Source organism: Microbacterium sp. JB110 (genome assembly GCF_003335195.1).
GTDB lineage: Bacteria > Actinomycetota > Actinomycetes > Actinomycetales > Microbacteriaceae > Microbacterium.
In genome coordinates this window covers 279,612-299,787 of the sequence record NZ_QPGM01000002.1, presented here as the reverse complement: position 1 = coordinate 299,787, position 20,176 = coordinate 279,612, and the positions used below count along the sequence as shown (strand labels likewise).

At 67.2% G+C, this 20,176-nt stretch carries 20 protein-coding genes; 9 read left to right on the top strand and 11 right to left on the bottom strand.

Annotated elements, in window-relative coordinates; translation table 11 throughout:
- Positions 1–7: 7 nt before the first annotated feature.
- Together CIK77_RS04940 and CIK77_RS04935 are read right to left on the bottom strand one after the other, a co-directional pair.
- A protein-coding gene (locus tag CIK77_RS04940) for an IS3 family transposase (protein ID WP_087053566.1) occupies positions 8–1,296 on the bottom strand; the annotation gives its coding sequence in 2 pieces (ribosomal slippage) (positions 8–1,023 and positions 1,023–1,296; 1,290 coding nt in all).
- Positions 1,297–1,425: 129 nt separating this feature from the next.
- Positions 1,426–2,862: a PepSY-associated TM helix domain-containing protein gene (locus CIK77_RS04935; RefSeq protein ID WP_087053567.1), complete on the bottom strand. Its 1,437-nt coding sequence runs from the start codon at positions 2,860–2,862 to the stop codon at positions 1,426–1,428.
- 97 nt (positions 2,863–2,959) lie between these two features.
- On the opposite strand from CIK77_RS04935, the gene CIK77_RS04930 reads away from it, so the two are divergent.
- Positions 2,960–3,535, top strand: coding sequence for a DUF5134 domain-containing protein (locus CIK77_RS04930; protein WP_249268446.1), 576 nt, complete (start codon positions 2,960–2,962; stop codon positions 3,533–3,535).
- Positions 3,536–3,686: 151 nt separating this feature from the next.
- On the opposite strand, the gene CIK77_RS04925 is transcribed toward CIK77_RS04930, so the two are convergent.
- The gene (locus tag CIK77_RS04925; RefSeq protein WP_147271144.1) at positions 3,687–3,992 is read right to left on the bottom strand and encodes an integrase core domain-containing protein; all 306 of its coding nucleotides are present in this window, start codon (positions 3,990–3,992) and stop codon (positions 3,687–3,689) included.
- Positions 3,993–4,014: 22 nt separating this feature from the next.
- Between CIK77_RS04925 and CIK77_RS04920 the strand changes: the two genes are divergently transcribed.
- Positions 4,015–5,379: an IS30 family transposase gene (locus CIK77_RS04920; RefSeq protein WP_087053570.1), complete on the top strand. Its 1,365-nt coding sequence runs from the start codon at positions 4,015–4,017 to the stop codon at positions 5,377–5,379.
- Here the strand turns inward: CIK77_RS04920 and CIK77_RS18300 are convergent.
- Positions 5,309–6,025, bottom strand: coding sequence for an IS3 family transposase (locus CIK77_RS18300; protein WP_087053571.1), 717 nt, complete (start codon positions 6,023–6,025; stop codon positions 5,309–5,311). The genes CIK77_RS04920 and CIK77_RS18300 overlap by 71 nt on opposite strands.
- On the bottom strand, positions 6,022–6,336 hold the full coding sequence (locus tag CIK77_RS18070) for a transposase (RefSeq protein WP_087053572.1): 315 nt from the start codon (positions 6,334–6,336) through the stop codon (positions 6,022–6,024). Before CIK77_RS18070 ends, CIK77_RS18300 begins: the two co-directional genes overlap by 4 nt.
- Before the next feature lie 116 nt (positions 6,337–6,452).
- Here CIK77_RS18070 and CIK77_RS04905 point away from each other — a divergent pair, with 116 nt between their 5' ends.
- The 6 genes from CIK77_RS04905 (at position 6,453) to CIK77_RS04880 (ending at position 13,344) form a co-directional block, all read left to right on the top strand.
- Entirely contained in the window at positions 6,453–6,836 is a 384-nt protein-coding gene (locus tag CIK77_RS04905; protein ID WP_087053573.1) for a BlaI/MecI/CopY family transcriptional regulator, read from the top strand.
- Positions 6,833–7,648: a M56 family metallopeptidase gene (locus CIK77_RS04900; RefSeq protein WP_249268447.1), complete on the top strand. Its 816-nt coding sequence runs from the start codon at positions 6,833–6,835 to the stop codon at positions 7,646–7,648. Before CIK77_RS04905 ends, CIK77_RS04900 begins: the two co-directional genes overlap by 4 nt.
- Positions 7,649–7,718: 70 nt before the next feature.
- Entirely contained in the window at positions 7,719–7,946 is a 228-nt protein-coding gene (locus tag CIK77_RS04895) for a heavy-metal-associated domain-containing protein (protein ID WP_087053595.1), read from the top strand.
- Positions 7,939–10,008: a cytochrome c oxidase assembly protein gene (locus CIK77_RS04890; protein WP_087053574.1), complete on the top strand. Its 2,070-nt coding sequence runs from the start codon at positions 7,939–7,941 to the stop codon at positions 10,006–10,008. The genes CIK77_RS04895 and CIK77_RS04890 overlap by 8 nt, the downstream gene beginning before the upstream one ends.
- Entirely contained in the window at positions 10,005–12,263 is a 2,259-nt protein-coding gene (locus tag CIK77_RS04885; RefSeq protein ID WP_087053575.1) for a heavy metal translocating P-type ATPase, read from the top strand. Before CIK77_RS04890 ends, CIK77_RS04885 begins: the two co-directional genes overlap by 4 nt.
- 199 nt (positions 12,264–12,462) lie before the next feature.
- Entirely contained in the window at positions 12,463–13,344 is an 882-nt protein-coding gene (locus CIK77_RS04880) for a CPBP family intramembrane glutamic endopeptidase (protein ID WP_442923124.1), read from the top strand.
- 102 nt (positions 13,345–13,446) lie between these two features.
- Here the strand turns inward: CIK77_RS04880 and rdgB are convergent, their stop codons facing one another.
- The 3 genes from rdgB to murI form a co-directional block, all read right to left on the bottom strand.
- Positions 13,447–14,031, bottom strand: a complete 585-nt coding sequence (gene rdgB, locus CIK77_RS04875) for an RdgB/HAM1 family non-canonical purine NTP pyrophosphatase (protein WP_087053576.1) — start codon at positions 14,029–14,031, stop codon at positions 13,447–13,449.
- Positions 14,028–14,762 (bottom strand): ribonuclease PH, encoded by a 735-nt coding sequence (gene rph / locus CIK77_RS04870; RefSeq protein ID WP_087053577.1) that lies wholly within the window; start codon positions 14,760–14,762, stop codon positions 14,028–14,030. The genes rdgB and rph overlap by 4 nt, the downstream gene beginning before the upstream one ends.
- A 64-nt stretch (positions 14,763–14,826) precedes the next feature.
- Entirely contained in the window at positions 14,827–15,648 is an 822-nt protein-coding gene (gene murI, locus CIK77_RS04865) for a glutamate racemase (protein WP_087053578.1), read from the bottom strand.
- 148 nt (positions 15,649–15,796) lie between these two features.
- Here murI and CIK77_RS04860 point away from each other — a divergent pair, with 148 nt between their 5' ends.
- On the top strand, positions 15,797–17,125 hold the full coding sequence (locus CIK77_RS04860; protein WP_087053579.1) for a nicotinate phosphoribosyltransferase: 1,329 nt from the start codon (positions 15,797–15,799) through the stop codon (positions 17,123–17,125).
- A 61-nt stretch (positions 17,126–17,186) separates the two neighbouring features.
- Here CIK77_RS04860 and CIK77_RS04855 read toward each other — a convergent pair whose 3' ends face one another.
- From CIK77_RS04855 to CIK77_RS04845, 3 genes are all read right to left on the bottom strand, one after another.
- On the bottom strand, positions 17,187–17,456 hold the full coding sequence (locus tag CIK77_RS04855) for a DUF3039 domain-containing protein (protein WP_087053580.1): 270 nt from the start codon (positions 17,454–17,456) through the stop codon (positions 17,187–17,189).
- A gap of 91 nt (positions 17,457–17,547) precedes the next feature.
- Complete coding sequence (locus tag CIK77_RS04850) at positions 17,548–19,119, bottom strand: hypothetical protein (protein ID WP_087053581.1); 1,572 nt, start codon at positions 19,117–19,119, stop codon at positions 17,548–17,550.
- Positions 19,095–20,126: an ABC transporter ATP-binding protein gene (locus tag CIK77_RS04845; protein ID WP_249268448.1), complete on the bottom strand. Its 1,032-nt coding sequence runs from the start codon at positions 20,124–20,126 to the stop codon at positions 19,095–19,097. Before CIK77_RS04845 ends, CIK77_RS04850 begins: the two co-directional genes overlap by 25 nt.
- Positions 20,127–20,176: the final 50 nt, after the last annotated feature.

Sequence of the window (20,176 nt, the reverse complement as noted above, 5' to 3'; positions counted from 1 at the left end):
GCCGCTTCTATGCGGGGAGCGGCTCGCGTGTGAGAGCCGCGTAGTGGGCAGCTTCGTATTCGTTGGGGCTGACCATGCCGAGACTACCGTGGAGGCGGCGGTGGTTGTACCAATCGACCCAGCCAGCGGTGGCGTATTCGACGTCGGCGATGGTCTTGTACGCGCCGTCGTGGAAGATCGTCGTACGCACGCATTCAGCCTTGTAGAGGCCGTTGATCGTCTCCATGAGTGCGTTGTCATATGCGTCGCCGATGGATCCGATCGATGGGGCGATGCCGTCGAGGGCGAGCTTCTCGGTCCACACCAGCGACGTGTATTGACTGCCTGCATCCGAGTGCGCCCGGAGCTGGTTTGGCTGGACGGGGTGGCCTTGCCGGTCCCGTTCCCACAGCGCGATACGCAGCGGGATCATGACCAGATCTGTGTGCTTGGTGGTCTGCGCATGCCAGGCCACGATGCGCTGCGAGAACACGTCGAGGATGAACGCGACATACACCCAGCCCGCCCATGATCGAACATAAGTGAAGTCCATCACCCAGGTATGATCCGGCCGCGGGGCGGTGAAATCCCGGTTCAGGAGGTCGCCGGCGCGATTGCCGTCTTTGCCCGGAATCGTCGTCCTGATGCGCTTCGCGCGAGTGATGCCCGACAAGCCCAGCGTCCGCATCGCCCGGTCCACCGCGCCACGTGTCGCGTCCGCGATGGCAGTGCGGCGGATCAGCGCGGTCATCTTCTTTCGCCCATACAATCCCTCTGGAGTCATTCTCCGACGCGTCGTCCCGTCCGCGCGCAGCTCGGTGGTCCACGCCGCCGCGCGAATGGCGTCAACGACCATCGCGTCGGAGATCGTCCGCACGGCGATGTGAGGCCTGCGCCAAGCCCGATAGGTGCGCGCAGCGACCTTCACGCCCTGCTCTCGCAGGACGCGGATGATCGACTCGACTGCGTGACCTTCGGCTCTCATCTGTTCGATGAAGCCCATCATCAGTGGTTGCGGGGGTCGAGTTCCCCCGCGAAGAAAGTCGTCGCCGCACGCAGGATCGCAACGTCCTCACGCAGTCGTCGGTTCTCGGCCTTGAGACGGCGAATCTCAGCATGCTCTTCACTGGTCTGCCCATCGCGGTTGCCCGCATCGATATCGGCCTGCACGACCCACCGTCGCAACGACTCGTTACCGACGCCTTCCTGGCGGGCGACGGCAGCTATGGCCTTCGCGTTTGACGGGTACTCGGCCCGGTGCTCGAGCACAAGCCTGACAGCTCGATCCCTGAGCGCCTGATCAATCTTCTTCGGCATAACGCCATCCTTTCAACTCGAAAGGAAGCGGCATCAAACCTGGGACGGTTCACCAAACGGCTGCCTCCATGAGGTGCGCGTCCCTTCGGCATCGCCTGAACTGGGACCGCATTCTGTGCCTGAGCGGTCTCAGACACTCCCGAAGAACTTCTTCATGCGCGGCACGCGTCGGATCAGAAGCTGGTCGAGTGCGAGGATGACGATCAGCGAGAGGCCGAACAGCGGCAAGAAGATCCCGAGAGCCGCCATGACGACGATGAGCAACCAGTTTCCCCAGACAGGAAGTTTCGCTCGAGGTGCGGCCGTCCCGGAGGCGGAGCCCCGCCGCGTCCACCACATGATCGGCGCGGACACGCACATGAACATCACGGCCAGGCAGAACAGGGTCGACAGGATCGTGTTGAACACGCCGAGACGGCGGCCCTCATGGACGGCGATTCCTTGGGAGACGACCTGCGCGCTGATGCTGTAGTCGTCGTAGCCGTAGGTGCCGACGACATCGCCGCTGTACTGGTCGACGTGGATCGTGCGTTCCAGACTCACCTCGGCCTCGGCAGGGTTGCCGTTGTCGTTCCACTGGCTCGACATGACGCTGAACACCCCGGTCTCGCCGTCGGGGTAGATGATCGAGTACGGCTCCGGTGCGCCCTCCGCCCGGGCGGTGGCGACCGCATCGTCGATGGGGATCGGTGCAGTCCCTGTGATCTGGCTGGTCCCGGTGTGGCCATTGCCGATCGCCCAGCCTGCCTCGGCGTTGGTGCCGCTGGTGCGTTCGATGAGCTCGTCGATCGTGGACTCCGCCCCAGGATCTTCGCCCCAGAGGGATGACCCGTTGCCTGAAGCGACCTGCTGGGCGGCCGATCCCCATACGCCGGTCCAGGGCAGTCCGGAGACGACGAGCATCAGGATGCCCAACCCGACCGGCAGCCCCACGATCGCATGCCACCCCCGCAGGCGGGCCCCCTTCAGCTTCTTCGCCTGGGCTCCTCCACGGGGGCGGCGGCCGAGGAAGAAGATGATGAACCCGGTGATCGTGAGCACGATCGCCCAGCTTCCGCCGAGCTCGACGATCCGGTCTCCGATGCCTTCCTCGCCGATGAGGAGGTCCCCGTGAATTCGCTCGGCCCAGTCCGAGACGAGCTGGTCCGCCGTGAGCTCGCCCGTGATCGTCGCCGTGTACGGGTCGACATACACGTTCGCATTGACCCCGTCGGCGCGCTCGGTGACGAACACGGTCGCCCGGTCCCCCGTGTGGTCGACGACCGAGAGGACCGGTCGATCCGGATACGCCCCCTGCACCGCCTCCTCCTGCACTGACAGCGCCTCCCGCTCCGCGCCCTCCGGAGCGGTCACGGTGAGGACGCCGGGGTGGGTAAGCGCGTCGACCTCGGCACGGAACATGTACGTCATGCCGGTGACGGCGAGGACGAACAGCACCGGGATCACGATGAGCGCCCCGTAGAAGTGCCACCGCCAGAACGCCCCATACCAGTTCGTCTTCCTCCGCCTCGGCGGCGACGGCACCGCCGCGGGTGCGTCGGGAATGTCGGTCTCGGTAGCGGTCATCAGCAGGCCTCTCGGAACAGCAACCAGTTATCTCTACATATTGTAGTAGTAAGGTGGCGGTGTGACTACATCGCCTTGGGACTTGATCCTCACAGTCGTGTTCGTGTTCACCGGCCTTGTCTGTGTCGGTGCACTCATCGCGCGTCGCGTCGTCCGGCCGCGAAGCACTGAAGGGATTGGCGATGAGGAACTCGTCGACATCACCCACACCGTGATGAGCGCGGCGATGATCCTGATGACTTGGGCCGCAGTCCTCGACGCGGTCACCTGGGCACAGGTCGCGCTGTTCGCCGTCTTCGCCCTCGCACTCATCCCCAACTTCCGGCGCGCGCACGGACTGGCGCACCGGGTCGACCTCGTGGGACACGTCGCGATGAATGCGGCGATGATCTGGATGCTCGCGGCCATGCCGTTGCTCATGGCCGGCATGGATATGGGTGACGATGCCGGATCTGCGCATGCGGGGCATCACGAAAGCGGGCACGAGCAAGGTCTGACGGCGACGCCGGTCTGGGGCGATGTGGTCAACGGTCTCTTCATCGTCGTCTGCGCGATCGGGGCATTGTGGTGGCTGTATCGATCTGCGACCGCGCGCGGACACCGGCTTCATTCTGGGTGTCATGCCCTGATGGCGGCGGGCATGGCCGCCATGCTCTGGCTGATGAACGCCTGACGCCACTCACTCCCGCTCCCGCCGGGTCAGGTCTCCAGTCCGAGCACCGGTTGAGGAGACGGGAGCACCACACGCTCCAACCCGAGAGCGCGTCCTCTACGAGATGTAGAGCTTGAGGCTGACCCCGATTCCCGGACAGGTGGTTGGTTGGTCAGGCTGCCAGCGCGAGCTGGCGGCGTTCGTACTCTAGCGGGCTGATGTAGCCGATGCCGGAGTGGCGGCGGCGCGCGTTGTACCACCCGTCGATCCACGTGTAGGCGCCGCGGCGGGCGGCGTCGATCGTGGCGAACGTGTGCCGGTGGTAGTACTCGTTCTTGAACGTGGACCAGAACGATTCCGCGGCGGCGTTATCCCAGCACACCCCGGTGCGGCCCATTGACCGGAGCAGTCCGAGCTCGGCGGCAGCGTCCGCGAGTTGGCCGCTGGTGTACTGGCCGTGTTCAATCGGTCGTCGCAACACCGACAGCGAGAGGTGTTCGATGGGCTACAGCAACAAGCAGAAGTGGGTGCGCGCGTATCGCGGGCAGATCGTTTCCCCGGGGAGGCCGACCGTCGCGTGGCGAGAGGACCGTGTCCGGTTCTGGGCAGCGATCGCCGAGGGAAAGAAGACAAGAGACGCGGGTGCCGCTGCGGGCGTGTCTGAGCCGGTCGCGTATCGCTGGTTCCGGAATGCTGGCGGTGTGAATCCTCAATTCCCATCCGAGGTATCCGGGCGGTATCTCTCGCTTCGCGAGCGTGAGGACATCGCCCTCTGGCGCGCTCAGGGCGCGGGCGTTCGTGAGGTCGCGCGACGATTGGGGCGCGACGCATCGACCGTGTCTCGTGAGTTGCACCGGAACGCCTCGACACGCACTTATCGCCTGGATTACAAGGCATCCACCGCGCAATGGCATGCCGAGCGCCGCGCTCGTCGGCCTAAGCCAGCAAAGCTCGCGCTCGCCCCCGAGCTACGCCGCTATGTCAACGACAAGCTGAGCGGCAGGGTCGTCGATGATGACGGCACGCAGATCGGACCGGACGGACCGGCCTGGGATGGGAAGAACAAGCCCCATCGCGGTGACCGCGAATGGGTGAGCGGCTGGAGTCCGAGGCAGATCTCGAAGCGATTGCCGATCGACTTCCCGGACGATGTGTCGATGCGGATCTCACACGAGGCGATCTATCAAGCGCTCTACGTCCCCTCACGCGGAGGGCTGGAGAGACGACAAACCTGGCATCTGCGGCGCGGTCGCACGAAACGCGTTCCCAGAGCCCGCGCTCGTCAGCAGGCATGGGCGCACGTGACCGACGAGACCGTGCTCTCCCGGCGTCCGGCAGAAGCGACGGACCGAAAGATCGCGGGTCATTGGGAAGGTGATCTCGTCATCGGGCTGAAGCGCTCAGCGGTCGCGACACTTATCGAGCGGACGACGAGATACGCGGTGTTGATCCACCTTCCCCGACAGGCGGGATACGGGGTGATCCCGCCCCGGAAGAACGGTCCGGCGCTGGCCGGCTACGGGGCGATCACGATGAAGAACACGTTGGCGTCGGCATTCCTCGCGTTGCCGGAGTCGCTACGGCGCTCGTTGACCTGGGACCGGGGCAAAGAACTCTCTGCGCACGAGCTGCTCACGAAAGAGATCGGTTTGCCGGTCTACTTCGCCGATGCGAAGAGCCCGTGGCAGCGCGGGAGCAATGAGCATCTCAACGGGCTGCTTCGTCAGTACTTTCCCAAGGGCACCGACCTGTCCCGTTGGAGCGAGCGAGAGATCAACGCGATCGCGACTGCGATCAACGACAGGCCTCGAGAGATCCTCGGCTGGCGCACTCCCGCCGAGGCATTCGCCGAACAACTACACTGACTCGAAGAAGCAACTGTTGCGACGACCGATTGAACACGGCCTGGGTGCCCCGATCGGCGTGGAAGATCACCTTGCGGGGCAGATCGCCGCGCAGCGCGACGGCCTGGCGCAGTGCGTCCTCGACGAGGTCGGCATGCAAACTGTCGCCCACGGTGCGCCCGAGCACCCGGCGAGTGTTCCCGTCCCGGACGGCGCACAGGTACGCCCACCCCTCACCTGTGTGCAGATACGTGATGTCGGAGAACCACGCGCGGTCCCGATCTCCCTGATCGAACTGTCGCTCGACGAGATCGGGGACGGGGAACGGATCCGCTCCCTGCACCGAGGTCGGAGGATGCCAGGTCCGTGGACTGATCCCAGTGATCCCTTCAGCCCGCATGAGTTTCGCGACTGTCTTGCGTGACACGGCCACTCCGGCATACCGCAGGTCAGCATGGATTCTTGGTGCCCCGTAGGTCCCATCCGACGCGGTATGGGACGCACGGATCTGCGCGACCAGCTCCGCTACCCGCCGCTGTCGGGGAGTCGGCCCGGCAACGGTCCGAGCCCGCCACTCGTAGAACCGGCGGCGATCCACCCCCAGCAGCCGGCACATCCGTGCGACCGTCATCGCGCTGTCCAGATCGGCCTTCTCCGCCTCGATCACCGCGAACCGCTCCTCGGGTTCTGCTTCGAGGCGAAGAAGGCCGCCGCTTTTCCCAAGAACTCGTTGTCCATCCTCAGATCCTGGTTCTCGCGACGCAGCCGTTCCAGCTCGGCACGCTCGTCCACGTCCAGCGACGCCTCGGGTCCGCCACCGCGGGCGCGCTCCTGCTGCACCCACCGGCCCAGCAACTGCTCCCCGACACCGATCTCCCGGGCGACCGCGGCGATCGTCCGATCCGTATCGATCACCAGATGCGCCGCCTCGCGCCGATACTCCGGCGTGTACGACTTCCTCTTCTTGCTCGTGCCCATCACGGACATCCTCCCCGACAGGCCCACGAACACGCGGATCCCGCCTGGTCAGTGTCCGGGCACCGGCGTCAACCCCAAGCTCAACTGTATGGGTAGAGTTGTGAGTGGAGGTCGAGATGGCTGGTGAAAGGACTCGTGAGCGCGGCGAGCTCGAAGGTGAGGTGATGCGTATCCTCTGGGGTGCGTCCGAGCCGATGAGCGCCCGGGACATCCAAGCGGTGTTCACCGGCCATCTCCCCGCGTACACCACGCTGATGACGGCGCTGGAGCGCCTGCAGAAGAAGGGTGAGGTGGTCCGGTCGGGGGACTCGCCCCGCAAGGTGCGGTTCCATGCCGCCCGCTCCGGGGACGAGCACGTCGGCAGATCGATGATGTCCGCTCTCGACGGTGCGGGTGACCGGCAGGCTGCTCTTCTCCGCTTCGCGGGAAACCTCGCTTCTGAAGACATCGATCTTCTCCGCAGCGCTATCGACGGTCCCCGCAAACGCAAGCGCAGGTGACTCAAGTGGTCCTCGCGCTGATCTTCCTCGGCACTGCAGCAGCAATCCTGGTGCTGTCCCCGATGGTGCTCACCGCCGGACGTTGGCAGGTGCGGCACCCGCGGACCGCGCTGACGCTCTGGTTCTCCGCGTTCTTCACGGGCGCCGGATTCGCGGCCGCCTCCGTGCTCGCAGCTCTCGTCTCCAGCGTCAGTTCCGGAACCGCATCCAGCGCCGCGGAGAGTTTCGCGCTGACAGCGGCCGGGTGGGGAAGCCTCGGTGTCGTCGGGGCGCTCATCGCGTTCGTCTCCGCCTCCGCCGAGCCCCTCACGCAGTCCTGGCGAGAAGCAGTGGACCGGTTCGCGCCAGTCGCGATCGCCCGCGACGACCACGGTCGCTACGCACTGGTATGGTTCCGCTCTGAGCAGCCGATCGCCTGTGCTGTGCCGACCCGCTCCCCGGAGATCCTGGTGTCCACCGGACTCCGTGACCTCCTCAGCCCGTCGCAGCTGGCGGCCGTCATCGCTCACGAGCATGCTCACCTTCGACAACGACACGGGTGGGCGGTGCGGATCGCGGAGCTCAATGCCCTTTGCCTGCCACGCGCATTCTGGGCGGGTCGCGCCCTGAAACGCGCCACCCTTCTGCTGGTCGAGCTGATCGCCGACGACACTGCCGCGAAGCAAGCCGGCGCGGTCCATCTCGCCAACGCTCTCGCCGCAATGGGGCGCACCACGCGGGACCCTGGGCTCGATCTGCGCGCCGACCGGCTCACCCTCCGGCGCTGGCCATCCACGCGGCGACGCCGCATCCTCGCGGCCGCGCGCGTGTAGCCTCAGTCACCACCCCCCTCTACCACGTAATGTAGAGTTAGTTGAGTGTCAGTGGTGGGAGGAGCGCATGATGGTCGAGCTCGAGGTCTGGGTGAACGGGATGACCTGCTCGCATTGCGCACGTGCCGTCACCACGGAGCTGACCGCCCTTGCTGACGTGACCGACGCCCGGGTCGACGCGGCTTCCGGACGTGTCCTGATCACCGCCGTTGGTCCGATGGATCGCGCTGCGGTGGAACATGCGGTCGAGGACGCCGGCTACACGGTGAGATCCTGGCCAGCGCTGCAGGATGACTGAGCCGGTTACCACCGATGCGGGGCCGACCGGAACGGCGAATAAGCGTGTCCGCCGTCCGCGACGCGGCGTCATCGCATTCCTGATCCTCGGCTTCGTCGTCCTCGCCATCGCCTTCCCCGTGACAGCAGCGGTGCTGTTGGACGAAGCGCCGTACCTGCAGATATTCGTCAGTTACCCGGGCGCTGACGTCGCCGTGACCACCACGGTCCTGCTCGCCTGCAGTCAGATGGCGAGCCTGGTCGGTGTCGGCGCGATGGTGCACCTGCTGTTCCTCCGGGACTCACCCGCTCGGCGTGCTCGATACCTGCCGCAAGGTTTTGAGATCCGGGTCCTGCGGATCGCCTCTGGGACATGGGCGGCATGCGCGGGTGCGCTGGTGGTGTTCGAGGCGCTGGATGCGAACGGGGCACCGTTGGATCGGCTGGGCATCGGATACGCACTCCCATTCCTATGGGAGGCCAGCGATGCACCGAAGGCATGGACGATCAGTCTCGTCGCGGCGATGATCGTACTGTTCGCGTCGTTCTTCGCCGATACGTGGACGGGGCTGCTCATCCCACTGTGGGTCTCGGCGATCGGGGTGCTCGCCCCGGTGGTGACCGGGCAAGTCCTCGTCGGTCCCGATCACGACTTCGGCGGGGACGCGGCGGTCTTCCAGACCGTTGCCGTGCATACGTTCTTCGGTGCCCTCGCCGTCTCCGGTCTGCGCGTGGCCTCCGGGAGGTTCGTCGCGCCGGAGACGCTGCGGCGCCTGTTCCTGGTCGGGGCTGTGGCGCTGCCGGTGATCATCGTCACCGACATCGTGATCGGGCTGTTCAAGCTCGCCGGTTCCCCCATCGTCGCGTCGCTGACCGGGTGGCTTATCATGATCGGCGGCACCTGCCTTCTCGTGGCCACCGGAGCACTGGCCTCCGGGTGGTGGTTGGGCAGGCGGGCACGATTGCGTGCGGGAAGCGTCACGGGTTTTCTCACGGTGGGTACCGTGGCCACGGCGGGGTGGGTCGGTGCGGGCGTCGCGATGACGCGGCAGCCTCCGCCGCAGTACTTCGTGCCGACCAGTATCGAGCAGGTGTTCATGGGCTTCGAGGTCCCCGACGCCCCCACCCTCGGCGTGCTGTTCGGTCAATGGCGCCCCAACCTCCTTCTTTTCGGGATCGCCGCAGCGGCGATCATCGTCTACCTGGTCGCGGTGCGCGCCCTGCGCCGGCGCGGTGACCGGTGGCCTGCCGGACGGACGGCGGCGTGGCTGGCCGGGTGGGTCGTGGTCGTGGTGGCGACCAGTTCCGGGTTCGGGAAGTACTCCGCCCCGGATTTCGGAGTGCACATGATCGTGCACATGTCGCTGAACATGCTCGCCCCCGGGCTCCTCGTCCTCGGCGGCGTGATCACCCTCCTGCTTCGTGCAGCACGTCCCGACCGGGGTAAGCCTGCCGGGCCGCACGACTGGGTCACGTGGGCGCTGCACTGGCCAGTGCTACGCGTCGTCTACAACCCGTTGATCGTGTTCGTCGTGTTCGTCGGCTCCTACTACGGCCTGTATCTGACGGGCATCTTCGGCGACTACATGCGGTTCCACTGGGCGCACCAGCTCATGAACGTGCACTTCCTCATCGTCGGCTACCTCTACTACAGCCTCATCATCGGCGTCGACCGGCCCCCACGCCCCTTGCCGCACATCGGGAAACTCGGGTACGTGCTGGCCGCGATGCCGTTCCACGCGTTCTTCGGGGTGATCCTGATGACTAGCCCCGCGATCATCGCCGAAGATTTCTACCGCTATCTCGACCTGCCATGGGCCGACCTGCAAGCCCAGCAGTACCTGGGCGGTGGGGTGGCGTGGGCAGGTGGGGAGGTCCCGCTGATGATCGTCATCGTCGCCCTCGCCATCCAATGGAGCCGCCAGGACACCCGCGAAGCACGCCGCAAAGACCGTCACCTCGACGCCGGCCGAGATGAAGAGTTCGACGCATACAACCAGATGCTCCAAAGGCTCACCGACCGCGACGCAGCGCGCCCGGGACTCCGGCCCGGGCCTGGGGTTCAGGAAAGCCCACGACCATGACAGATACCGATACGGCGGCCCCAGACCTGTCGTCCGCGCCACTCGAGCTCGATGTCTCCGGGATGACCTGCGCCGCGTGTGCGGGCCGTGTCGAGCGCGCCCTGAACAAGCTCGACGGCGTGACCGCGAGCGTCAACTACGCCACCGAACGCGCCATCGTCGGAGGCCTTCCCGACGGCGAGGTGGCCACGGCGATCCGTCAGGTCGAGAACGCCGGTTACGGTGCGCACCTGCGCGATGGCAGCGACGACGCCTGGTCGACGCGCGCCACCGAGGTGCGGATATCCTCCCTGCGGCGTCGCCTCGCCGTCTCCGCACTGCTCACCGTCCCGCTCATGGACATCACCATCGTCCTCGCCCTCGTCCCTGGATGGCGATTCCCCGGTTGGGAATGGGTGTGCATTCTCCTGGCGCTGCCAATCGTGACCTGGGCCGCTTGGCCCTTCCACCGTGCCACGCTCCGCAATCTCCGTCACGGTGCGGTCAGCATGGACACCCTCGTCTCCCTCGGCATCGCTGCGTCCTTCGGATGGGCCGTCGTCACCCTCCTCTTCGAGTTCGGAACTTCCCAGACTGCCGGTTACTGGCTCGGCTTCGGGGCCACCCCGGCCGGCGCGGACTCCATCTACCTTGATGTCGCCGCCGGAATGACGACTTTCCAACTCGCCGGCCGGTACTTCGAAACCCGTTCCCGACGCAAGGCCGGAGATGTGCTCGGCGCGCTCAACGCCCTCGCCGCCACCCATGTGCGGGTCGTCCGCGACGGCATCGAGGCGCTCGAACCCGCAACCGCACTCCGTACTGGGGACGTCTTCGTCGTCCTCCCTGGGGAGACGATGCCCGCTGACGGCACCGTCCGCGCTGGCACCGCCGCCGTCGATGCCAGCATGATGACCGGCGAGCCCGTCCCCGTTCCCGTCGCCCCCGGCGACCCGGTGACAGGCGGGACCATCAGCACCGACGGGCGCCTGGAAGTGGCCACCACTTCGGTAGGAGCCAACACACAGCTCGCCCAGATGGCCTCTCTCACCGAACAGGCACAGGCCCGCAAGGCACGGGTGCAGAACCTCGTCGACCAGATCGTCGCTTGGTTCGTCCCCGCCGTCATCACCCTCGCGATCATCGTCACCACAGTCTGGACCCTTACCGGCGCTCCGTTCGCGCAGGCGTTCGGCATCGGGATCAGCGTCCTCATCATTGCATGCCCCTGCGCCCTGGGACTGGCCACGCCGACCGCGCTCATGGTCGGCATCGGGCGGGCAGCGACCCTCGGCATCCTCATCAAAGGCCATGACGCCCTCGAAGCCTCGGGAACGATCACCACCGTCGTCCTCGACAAGACCGGAACCCTCACCACCGGGCGCATGACCGTCGAAACCGCCACTCCATTCGGAATCCTCGAACACGAGCTCTGGCGCTTAGCCGCCTCTATCGAACAGGGGTCCGAGCACGCCATCGCGCGCGCCATCCAAGACGCCGCCCGCGCCCACGTCACCGACCTCCACCCGCTGGAGGACTTCACCGCCCTCCCTGGTCTCGGCGCCACAGCCCGCATCGAAGGCACCACGATTCTCGTCGGAAATGCTGATCTCCTCCGCGAGCACGGCATCGACCTCACCCCGGCCGCTTCCGCGCTCGCAGACGCCCACGACCATGGCCACACCATCGCTCTCGTCGCCCGCGACGGGACGCTGATCGGACTGCTCGCCCTCGCCGACACCATCAAGCCCGGAGCCGCGGACGCCATCAAAGCGCTGCACGCCCAGAACCTCACCACAGTACTCCTCACCGGTGACAGCCCCACTGCCGGTGCTCGGGTCGCTTCCGAACTCGGTATCGAGCGCGTCCATGCAGGCGTCGCTCCCGCTCAGAAGGCCGACGTCGTCCACGAACTCCAAGTCGCAGGGGAAAAGATCGCGATGGTCGGCGACGGGATCAATGACGCCGTCGCCCTCGCCACCGCGGACCTCGGGCTCGCCCTCGTGACCGGCACAAACATCGCCCTCAAAGCCGCTGACATCATCCTCGTCCGCGACGACCTCCACGTCATCCCCGACGCGATCACGATCTCCCGCAAGACCCTCCGCACCATCCGCACCAACCTCGGCTGGGCCTTCGGCTACAACATCGCCGCCATCCCCATCGCCGCAGCCGGACTCCTCAATCCCCTCATCGCCGCCGCCGCCATGTCCCTGTCCTCCGTGCTCGTCGTCTACAACAGCCTGCGTATCCAACGCGTGCGCAGCACCCGATAGGTGTTCATCCGAGTGATGCAAGTGCAGCAGGAACTCCGACACCAGTAGGCTGAAGCGACAACCAGCCCTCGACTGTCAGAGGACTCGCATGGGCTCCCTCCGACACATGTCGCAATCGGGTGGACGGCGCTGCAGCCGGGTTGCGTCGTTCCGAATGGCCGGTTCGTCCAGACAAGGCCAACGGAAGGAGCGTCCTGTCGTGACCGAGAACACCGATGCGCATCCATCGGACCGCGCGACCGCCCCGCCCGCACCAGTCGCCGCGGCAGGGCCGGCGCTGATCCTCTGCCTCGCCGCTCCTGCCCTGTTCGTCTTCGAGATCGCCTGGCTGGGCTGGATCCTCGCCGCCGTCGCGCTCGTGCTGGCTTGGATCGTCGATCGTCGCACGGGCGTCGCATCGTTCCGGCGGGGCGGGGCTCCGAGCCTGCTGCGCGACCTGTCGCTCATCGCGCTCGGGCTGATGATCGTCAGCGCTGTGCCGCTGGCGGCCGAGCTCCACGACATTGCCATGGTGCGGTTCACTCTGGCGCTCGGCGGCGCCGTCGTGCTGCCGTACCTCGTGTCCCGTTTCGTGTACCACGACCGGGCCATCCGGTTCCCCTGGCGTGCCGGCGGCCGTTGGCGTCCGGCGCAGTGGGTGTGGCTCGTGGCGGTTCTCGTGCTCGGCTGGTTGATCCTGCCGTTCTACTTCATCACCAGCGGCGCCTATCAGAACTGGCCCGTCGTCGACTCGGCCGACCTCATCGCGCGGCTCTTCGTCGGCGTCGGTGCCGTCGGCATCTGGGACGAACTGTTCTTCATCTGCATCACGTTCGTGCTGCTGCGCCGGCACATGCCGGACTGGGCAGCCAACGTGCTGCAGGCGATCGTGTTCGTGTCGTTCCTGTGGGAGCTCGGCTACCGCGAATGGGCGCCGGCGTTCACCATCCCGTTCGCACTGCTGCAGGGCATCATCTTCCTGCGCACCCGCTCACTCGGCTACATCGTCACAGTGCATCTGCTGTTCGACGCCGTCGTGTTCGCCGCCCTCGTGCACGCCCACAACCCTGGCGTGCTCGACGCGGTCTTCCTCGTGCCATAGCGCCACGCCCCAGCCCGCGAGATGCGCACGTTTTCGACGAAACCACGTCGAAAACGGCGCATCTCGACGAGATGTGCGCATCTCGGCAGCCTGCGCGGGGCGTCAGAGGGCGGCGAGGATGGGCTGGAGGTGTTCGAAGGCGCGGGCGCGGTGCGAGACGGCGTTCTTCTCCTCGGCGGTCAGCTCGGCCGCCGAGCGTGTGTCGTCGTCGGGCACGAAGATCGGGTCGTAGCCGAAACCGCCGTCGCCTCGGGGTTCGGTCGCCACCCGGCCCGGCCAGATGCCCTCGACCGTGCGCTCATCGCCATCCGACGTCACGACCGCGATGACGGACGTGTAGTGAGCGCCGCGGTGCGGGTCGGCGACATCGCTGATCTGATCGAGCAGCAGATCGAGGTTCGCGGCGTCGTCCTTCTTGTGCCCGGCCCAGTATGCCGAGAAGACACCGGGCGAGCCGCCCAGCACATCGACGCAGATGCCCGAATCGTCGGCGAGCGCTGTCAGCCCCGTGTGCGCCGCAGCCGCCCGCGCCTTGAGCAGCGCGTTCTGCGCGAAGGTGACGCCGTCCTCCACCGGCTCCGGGCCGTCGTAGCCGACGACCTCGAGATCCGGGCGCACTCTCCGCACGATCTGCTGGAACTCCGCCACTTTGTGCGGGTTGTGCGTGGCGAGGACGAGCTGCGTCATCGGCCGAGTGCCTCGTTCTGCAGGCGCGTCAGGTCGGCGCAGCCCTTCGCGCCGAGGTCGAGCAGGCGGTCGAGCTCTGCCTTGTCGAACGGCGCCCCCTCCGCTGTGCCCTGAACCTCGACGAACTTCCCCGCACCCGTCATCACGATGTTCATGTCGGTCTCGGCGCGCGAGTCCTCCACGTACGGCAGGTCGAGCATCGGCTCGCCGTCGATGATGCCGACGGAGATCGCGCTGATGCTGTCGGCGAGCGGCTTCGCGTTCTTCGCCACGAAGCCCTTCTCCCTGCCCCACTCGATCGCATCGACGAGCGCCACGTAGGCGCCGGTGATCGAGGCGGTGCGGGTGCCTCCGTCTGCCTGCAGCACGTCGCAGTCGAGCACGATCGTGTTCTCACCGAGAGCCTTGGTGTCGACGACGGCGCGCAGCGCGCGGCCGATCAGGCGCGAGATCTCGTGCGTGCGGCCGCCGAGCTTCCCCTTCACGCTCTCGCGCGTGGAGCGGTCGTTCGTCGCGCGCGGCAGCATGGCGTACTCGGCGGTCACCCATCCTGTGCCCTTGCCCGTCAGCCAGCGCGGCACGCCGGATGTGAACGACGCCGTGCAGAGCACCTTCGTGTCGCCGAACGAGATCAGTGCGGACCCCTCGGCCTGCGAGCTCCAGCCGCGTTCGATCGCGACGGGGCGCAGTTCGTCGAGGGCGCGGCCGTCCGCGCGGGTGATGTCGGTCATCTCGTCTCCTTGAGTCGCACCGGATGCCGCGAGCACGTGTGCCCGGATGATCCGGATGGGTGGTTCAGTGTGCGGGAAGGTCGATCGCTCCGGTGCGCACGAGGCGCACGTCGCGCACCTCGCGCCCCAGGAGTCGGTTCGCGAGCGTCGTGAACGCGGTCGTGTCGGCCCCTGTGGCCTCGTACGCGAGCGTCGGCGCGGCATCCGGGCTGGCCAGCAGTTCTCGGCCGACCAGCTCGCGGTAGACGTCCTTGGCGGTCTCGCTGTCGCTCGAGACGAGTGACACGTCCGGCCCCATCACGTAGCTGATCGCGCCCTTGAGGAAGGGATAGTGCGTGCAGCCGAGCACGAGCGTGTCGACTCCCGCGTCGCGCAGCGGTGCCAGGTACTCCTCGCCCGCTGCCAGCAGCTCGGCGCTGTCAGTGATGCCTGCCTCGACGAAATCGACGAAGCGCGGGCACGCGGCGGTGAAGACGTCGACGCCCGGCGCGACCGCGAGCATGTCCTGATAGGCGCCCGAACCGATCGTGCCCTCGGTGCCGATCACGCCGATCCGGCCGCGTCGCGTGGTCGCGATCGCCGTGCGCACCGCGGGGCCGATCACCTCGATCACGGGCACGTCGTATCGTTCGCGGGCGTCGCGCAGCACCGCGGCCGACGCGGTGTTGCACGCGATCACGAGCATCTTCACACCCTGCTCGACGAGCGTGTCGAGCACCTCGAGCGAGTAGCGGCGCACGTCGGCGATCGGCTTCGGCCCGTAGGGCGAGTGCACCGTGTCGCCGATGTAGAGGATCGACTCGCGCGGCAGCTGATCGCCGACCGCCCTGGCGACGGTGAGCCCGCCCACCCCGGAGTCGAAGATCCCGATCGGCGCGTCATTCACGCCATCCAGCCTACGCGGTCCGACTCATCCCGCCGGACCCCCACGAGCGCCTACGTTCTCTGCGAGTGCCTACTTTGCAGCGTAGGCACTCGCAGACTTCGTAGGCGCTCGCGGGAACATGCGGACGGACAGCGGTAAAGTCGTGCGGGTGAGCGCATCGACAGCCTTCCTGACGGACCGCTACGAACTGACCATGCTGGACGCGGCCCTCCGCGACGGCACGGCCCACCGGAAGTGCGTGTTCGAGGTGTTCGCGCGCCGACTCTCCGGCGGGCGCCGGTTCGGCGTCGTCGCGGGAACCGGTCGCCTGCTCGGCCAGCTGCGCGACTTCCGCTTCGGCGAGGACGAGCTGCGCTTCCTGCGCGATGAGAACATCCTCGGCCCCGAGGCACTCGCGTATCTCGAGAAGTACCGCTTCACGGGCTCCATCTCCGGCTACCGCGAGGGCGAGCTGTACTTCCCCGGTTCCCCGATCCTGACCGTCACCGGCACCTTCGCCGATGCCGTGATCCTCGAGACGATCGCGCTGAGCATCCTGAACCACGATTCGGCCATCGCCACAGCGGCCGCCAGGATGTCGATCGCCGCGAACGGGCGTCCGCTCGCGGAGATGGGTGCACGCCGCTCCGCCGAGCACTCCGCCGTCGCCGCCAGCCGCGCCGCATATATCGTCGGCTTCGGCGCGACGAGCAACCTCGAAGCCGGGCGCACGTGGGGCGTGCCGACGATGGGCACGGCCGCCCACGCCTGGACTCTGCTGCACGACAGCGAAGAGGACGCGTTCCGCGCACAGCTCGACGCGCTCGGCACCGGCACCGCACTGCTCGTCGACACCTACGACATCGAACGGGGTGTGCGCACCGCGGTGCGCCTGGCCTCCGAGCGCGGCGGCTCCCTCGGCGGGGTGCGCATCGACTCAGGCGACCTGCCCATCGTCGCCGGCGAGGTCCGCGACCTCCTCGATTCTCTGGGTGCGAGCGCGACGCGCATCACCGTGACGAGCGACCTCGACGAGTTCGCGATCGCCGCACTCGGTGCTTCTCCCGTCGACGCGTACGGCGTCGGCACATCGGTGGTGACCGGATCCGGGTACCCGACGGCCGGCCTGGTGTACAAGCTGGTCGCGCGCGAGGGGCGGAACGGTGAATGGGTGTCGGTCGCCAAGACCGCCAGCGGCAAGGGATCGCAGGGCGGGCAGAAGGCGGCGGCGCGTCGCATCGAGAACGGTGCAGCTGTGGAGGAACTCGTCCACGTCGGCGACGGGTTCGATGATGTTCCCGCCCTGCCGGAATCGGGCGCACGGCATCTGCAGACGGCCTTCGTCGCATCCGGAGACATCGACACCGCTCACGAGGGGCCGGCCGGCGTCGCCGCCGCCCGCGCCCACCACTTCGCCGCGCGCGAGGAGCTCCCTGTCAGAGGGCTCGCTCTGAGCAAGTCCGACCCCGCCGTCCCCACGACCTACGTCGAGAACTGAGACCGGACGTCGCCGCCTGCCGACGCACCTGCGCGCCGCAACGACGCGGCGCGCAGGTGCACTACTTGTTGTTCAGCTGTTCGTAGATCTTCTTGCACTCCGGGCACACGGGGAACTTCTCGGGATCGCGCCCCGGCGTCCACTTCTTGCCGCACAGCGCACGCACGGGCTTGCCCGTGATGGCCGACTCGAGGATCTTGTCCTTCTTGACGTAGTGCGAGAAGCGCTCGTGATCACCTGGTTCCTGCAGCTCTTCTTCGAGCAGCTCCTCGAGTTCTCGGTCGAGGAGCGCGGTTCCGCCCTGGTCGGGTGCATCAAGCGGCGTACTCATACGGTCATTCTATTCCGGATCCGGATGACTGGGGAGGCTGATCGCAGCGAGACCCGAATTCGGGTCGGAACGGAGGGTAGGATCGGGCCGGTCAGGTCGTGCCCGCGAATTCCATGATGCGCGATTCGCGGTGCTGGAACAGCAGACCGCCTGCCACGACTCCGAGCGCGAGCATCGACAGCCCGGTACCGACACCGACCCACTGCGCGGTCATCGCGTTCGCGATGTCGTCGGTGAGCGCCAGCCACATGAACCACAGCGTCGGACCGCTCGCCACCAGCGCGATGCCCATCACGAGCGCCTGAGACCACACGCCGACCGAACCGCTGCGCTGAGGCTGCTGGAACGGGCCGTCTCCGGGTGTCGGCACCGCGTAGGGCGCGACGGCCGATGAGATGCACGACAGGCCGAGGCCGCACAGGAACAGCGACGCCGCGACGCCGACCATGCCGGGCAGGAGCGCCCAGCGCCCGTAGAGCGCGACGGAGACGGGAATCGTGACGGCGAGAACGGGAACCGCGGTCAGCAGCACGGGCACGGTGCGCCCCAGCCGGTCGGAGATCCCGCTGACACCTGTGACGATGTGCAGCCACACAGCAGAGGAGTCGTACGCCGTGTCGTTGTGCGCGACCCAGCCGAAGAACAGGGCCATGATCGGCACGGGCACGAGCGCGGTGATCTCGGCGGGCACGCCGGCGATGAGCAGCGGCACAATCGGAAGCAGACCTGCGATCGGGATGATCACGAGGTTCGCCATGTAGCGCATGTCGCTGAACCAGTAGATGATGCTGCGCGCGGCGATCGCGCCCGCGGCCACGCCAGGGGTGAGGGCGAACCAGCCGAGCCCGCCTCGCTGACGGACCTCGACGGGGTTCTCAACGGTTGAGAGCAGGTGACGGACGAACCAGAACCAGAACCAGACGACCAGCCCGGCGGCGAGCACGCCGACGATGCTCGCCCACCAGCTGACGAAGCCGCTGCCCATCGCGATCGCTCCCGGCGCGCCCGCTGCCGCACCGAACGGTGTCAGCGCCAGGATCTCGACCACGAGCCGGATCTGCTCCGGCACCCGACCGTCCCATTCCAACGAGGAGAGGAATACGGCGACGGGGAAGACCACCACGATGACGCCGAGCACGAACAGGCTCGACAGCTCCCTGGTGCGGCGGCCGCGCATCAGAGTCGATGCGAGGCCCATGGCGATGCGGGCGAGGACCACGCACGTGACGACGTGCAGAAGCGCAGACACGACGGCGACCAGCGCCGGCACACCCAGCCTGACCCAGACGACGGCCGTGGAGACGTCGATCGCGAGCAGCGCGACGGACGGCACACTGATGAGCGAGCCGAGCAGGAGCGTCCCCGCCAGCGGCGTCGGTTCGGCGCCGAGCACGGAGAATCGTCGCGGATCGAGCTGATCGGTCGCCCCGGCGAGGAACGGTCCGACGGCGAAGCCGATGAGCAGCGCCGCACCGACGAGCGTCAGGACCGCGGAAGCGACATCGAGGTGGTCGTCGTCGAGACTCAGCGCGCCGACGCATGCCGACATGACGAGAGCGCCGATGACGACCAGGCCGGCGACCTGACGGATGACATGCCATGCCGAACCCCGGAGTGTGCCGAGGAACAGCGCGAGCCTCAGTTGGAGGACGCGTGCAACCACTCGAGGCCCCCCACATCACCGGTAGCGCCGGAGAGCTCGACGAAGCGCTCAGTGAGCGTCGCGCTGCCCTTCACTTCTTCGACTGTTCCCTCGGCGAGCACCTGACCCGACACGATCACTGCCAGCCGACTGCACACCTGCTCGACGAGGTCCATGCCGTGGCTCGACAGCACCACGGTGCCTCCCCCTCGCACGTACTCGCTGAGGATGCCGAGGATCGTCTCGGACGAGACCGGATCGACAGCTTCGAATGGCTCGTCGAGGACCAGCAGTCGCGGCGAATGGATCATCGCCGCAGCGAGCATGACCTTCTTCGTCATACCGGCCGAGTAATCGGAGACGACGCGGCCGAGCGCGTCGGTCAGCTCGAGCACTCTGGCGAGGTCGTTCGTGCGATCGGCGATGACGCCCGGCTTCAGACCGCGCAGCACGCCGACGTAGTAGAGAAGCTGCCGCCCGGTGAGACGGTCGAAGGTGCGCAGACGATCCGGAAGCACGCCCATCAGTCGTTTGGCGTCGCGCGGATGCTTGCGCAGGTCGACGCCGCACACCTCGAGGGTGCCAGCCGTCGGGCTCAGCAGCCCGGCGATCATCGACAGCAGTGTGGTCTTACCCGCACCGTTCGGGCCGACGAGTCCGTAGAACGCGCCGCTCGGCACTGTGAGATCGATTTCGGTGACGGCATCGGTCCCGCCGTACGTCTTCGTCACCTGGGTCAGCCGCAGCGCGGAAGGCACAGGCTCCGCCTCCTCCGGCGCCTGCGGAGCGGACTCGGGATCCGCATCGGGTTCCGCAGGTGAACCGCCGACCGGTCGCGCCGCGGCCTCGGCCGCATCCGTCTCCGGCAGCGGTGGCATCGGAGCGGCCACGACCGGATTCTCACGCGTATCGACCGACAGCTCTGAGGCACCGACTTCCCGACCGCTGCGCGCACCCGCCTGTTCGTCGGACAAGCGTGCGTTCGACGGAGCTGTTGCGAGAGATTCGTCGCGGGATTCGGAGGTCACTAGAAAACAGTACCCATCCGACTCGGTCACTTCACCCAGGCGTCGCCGTA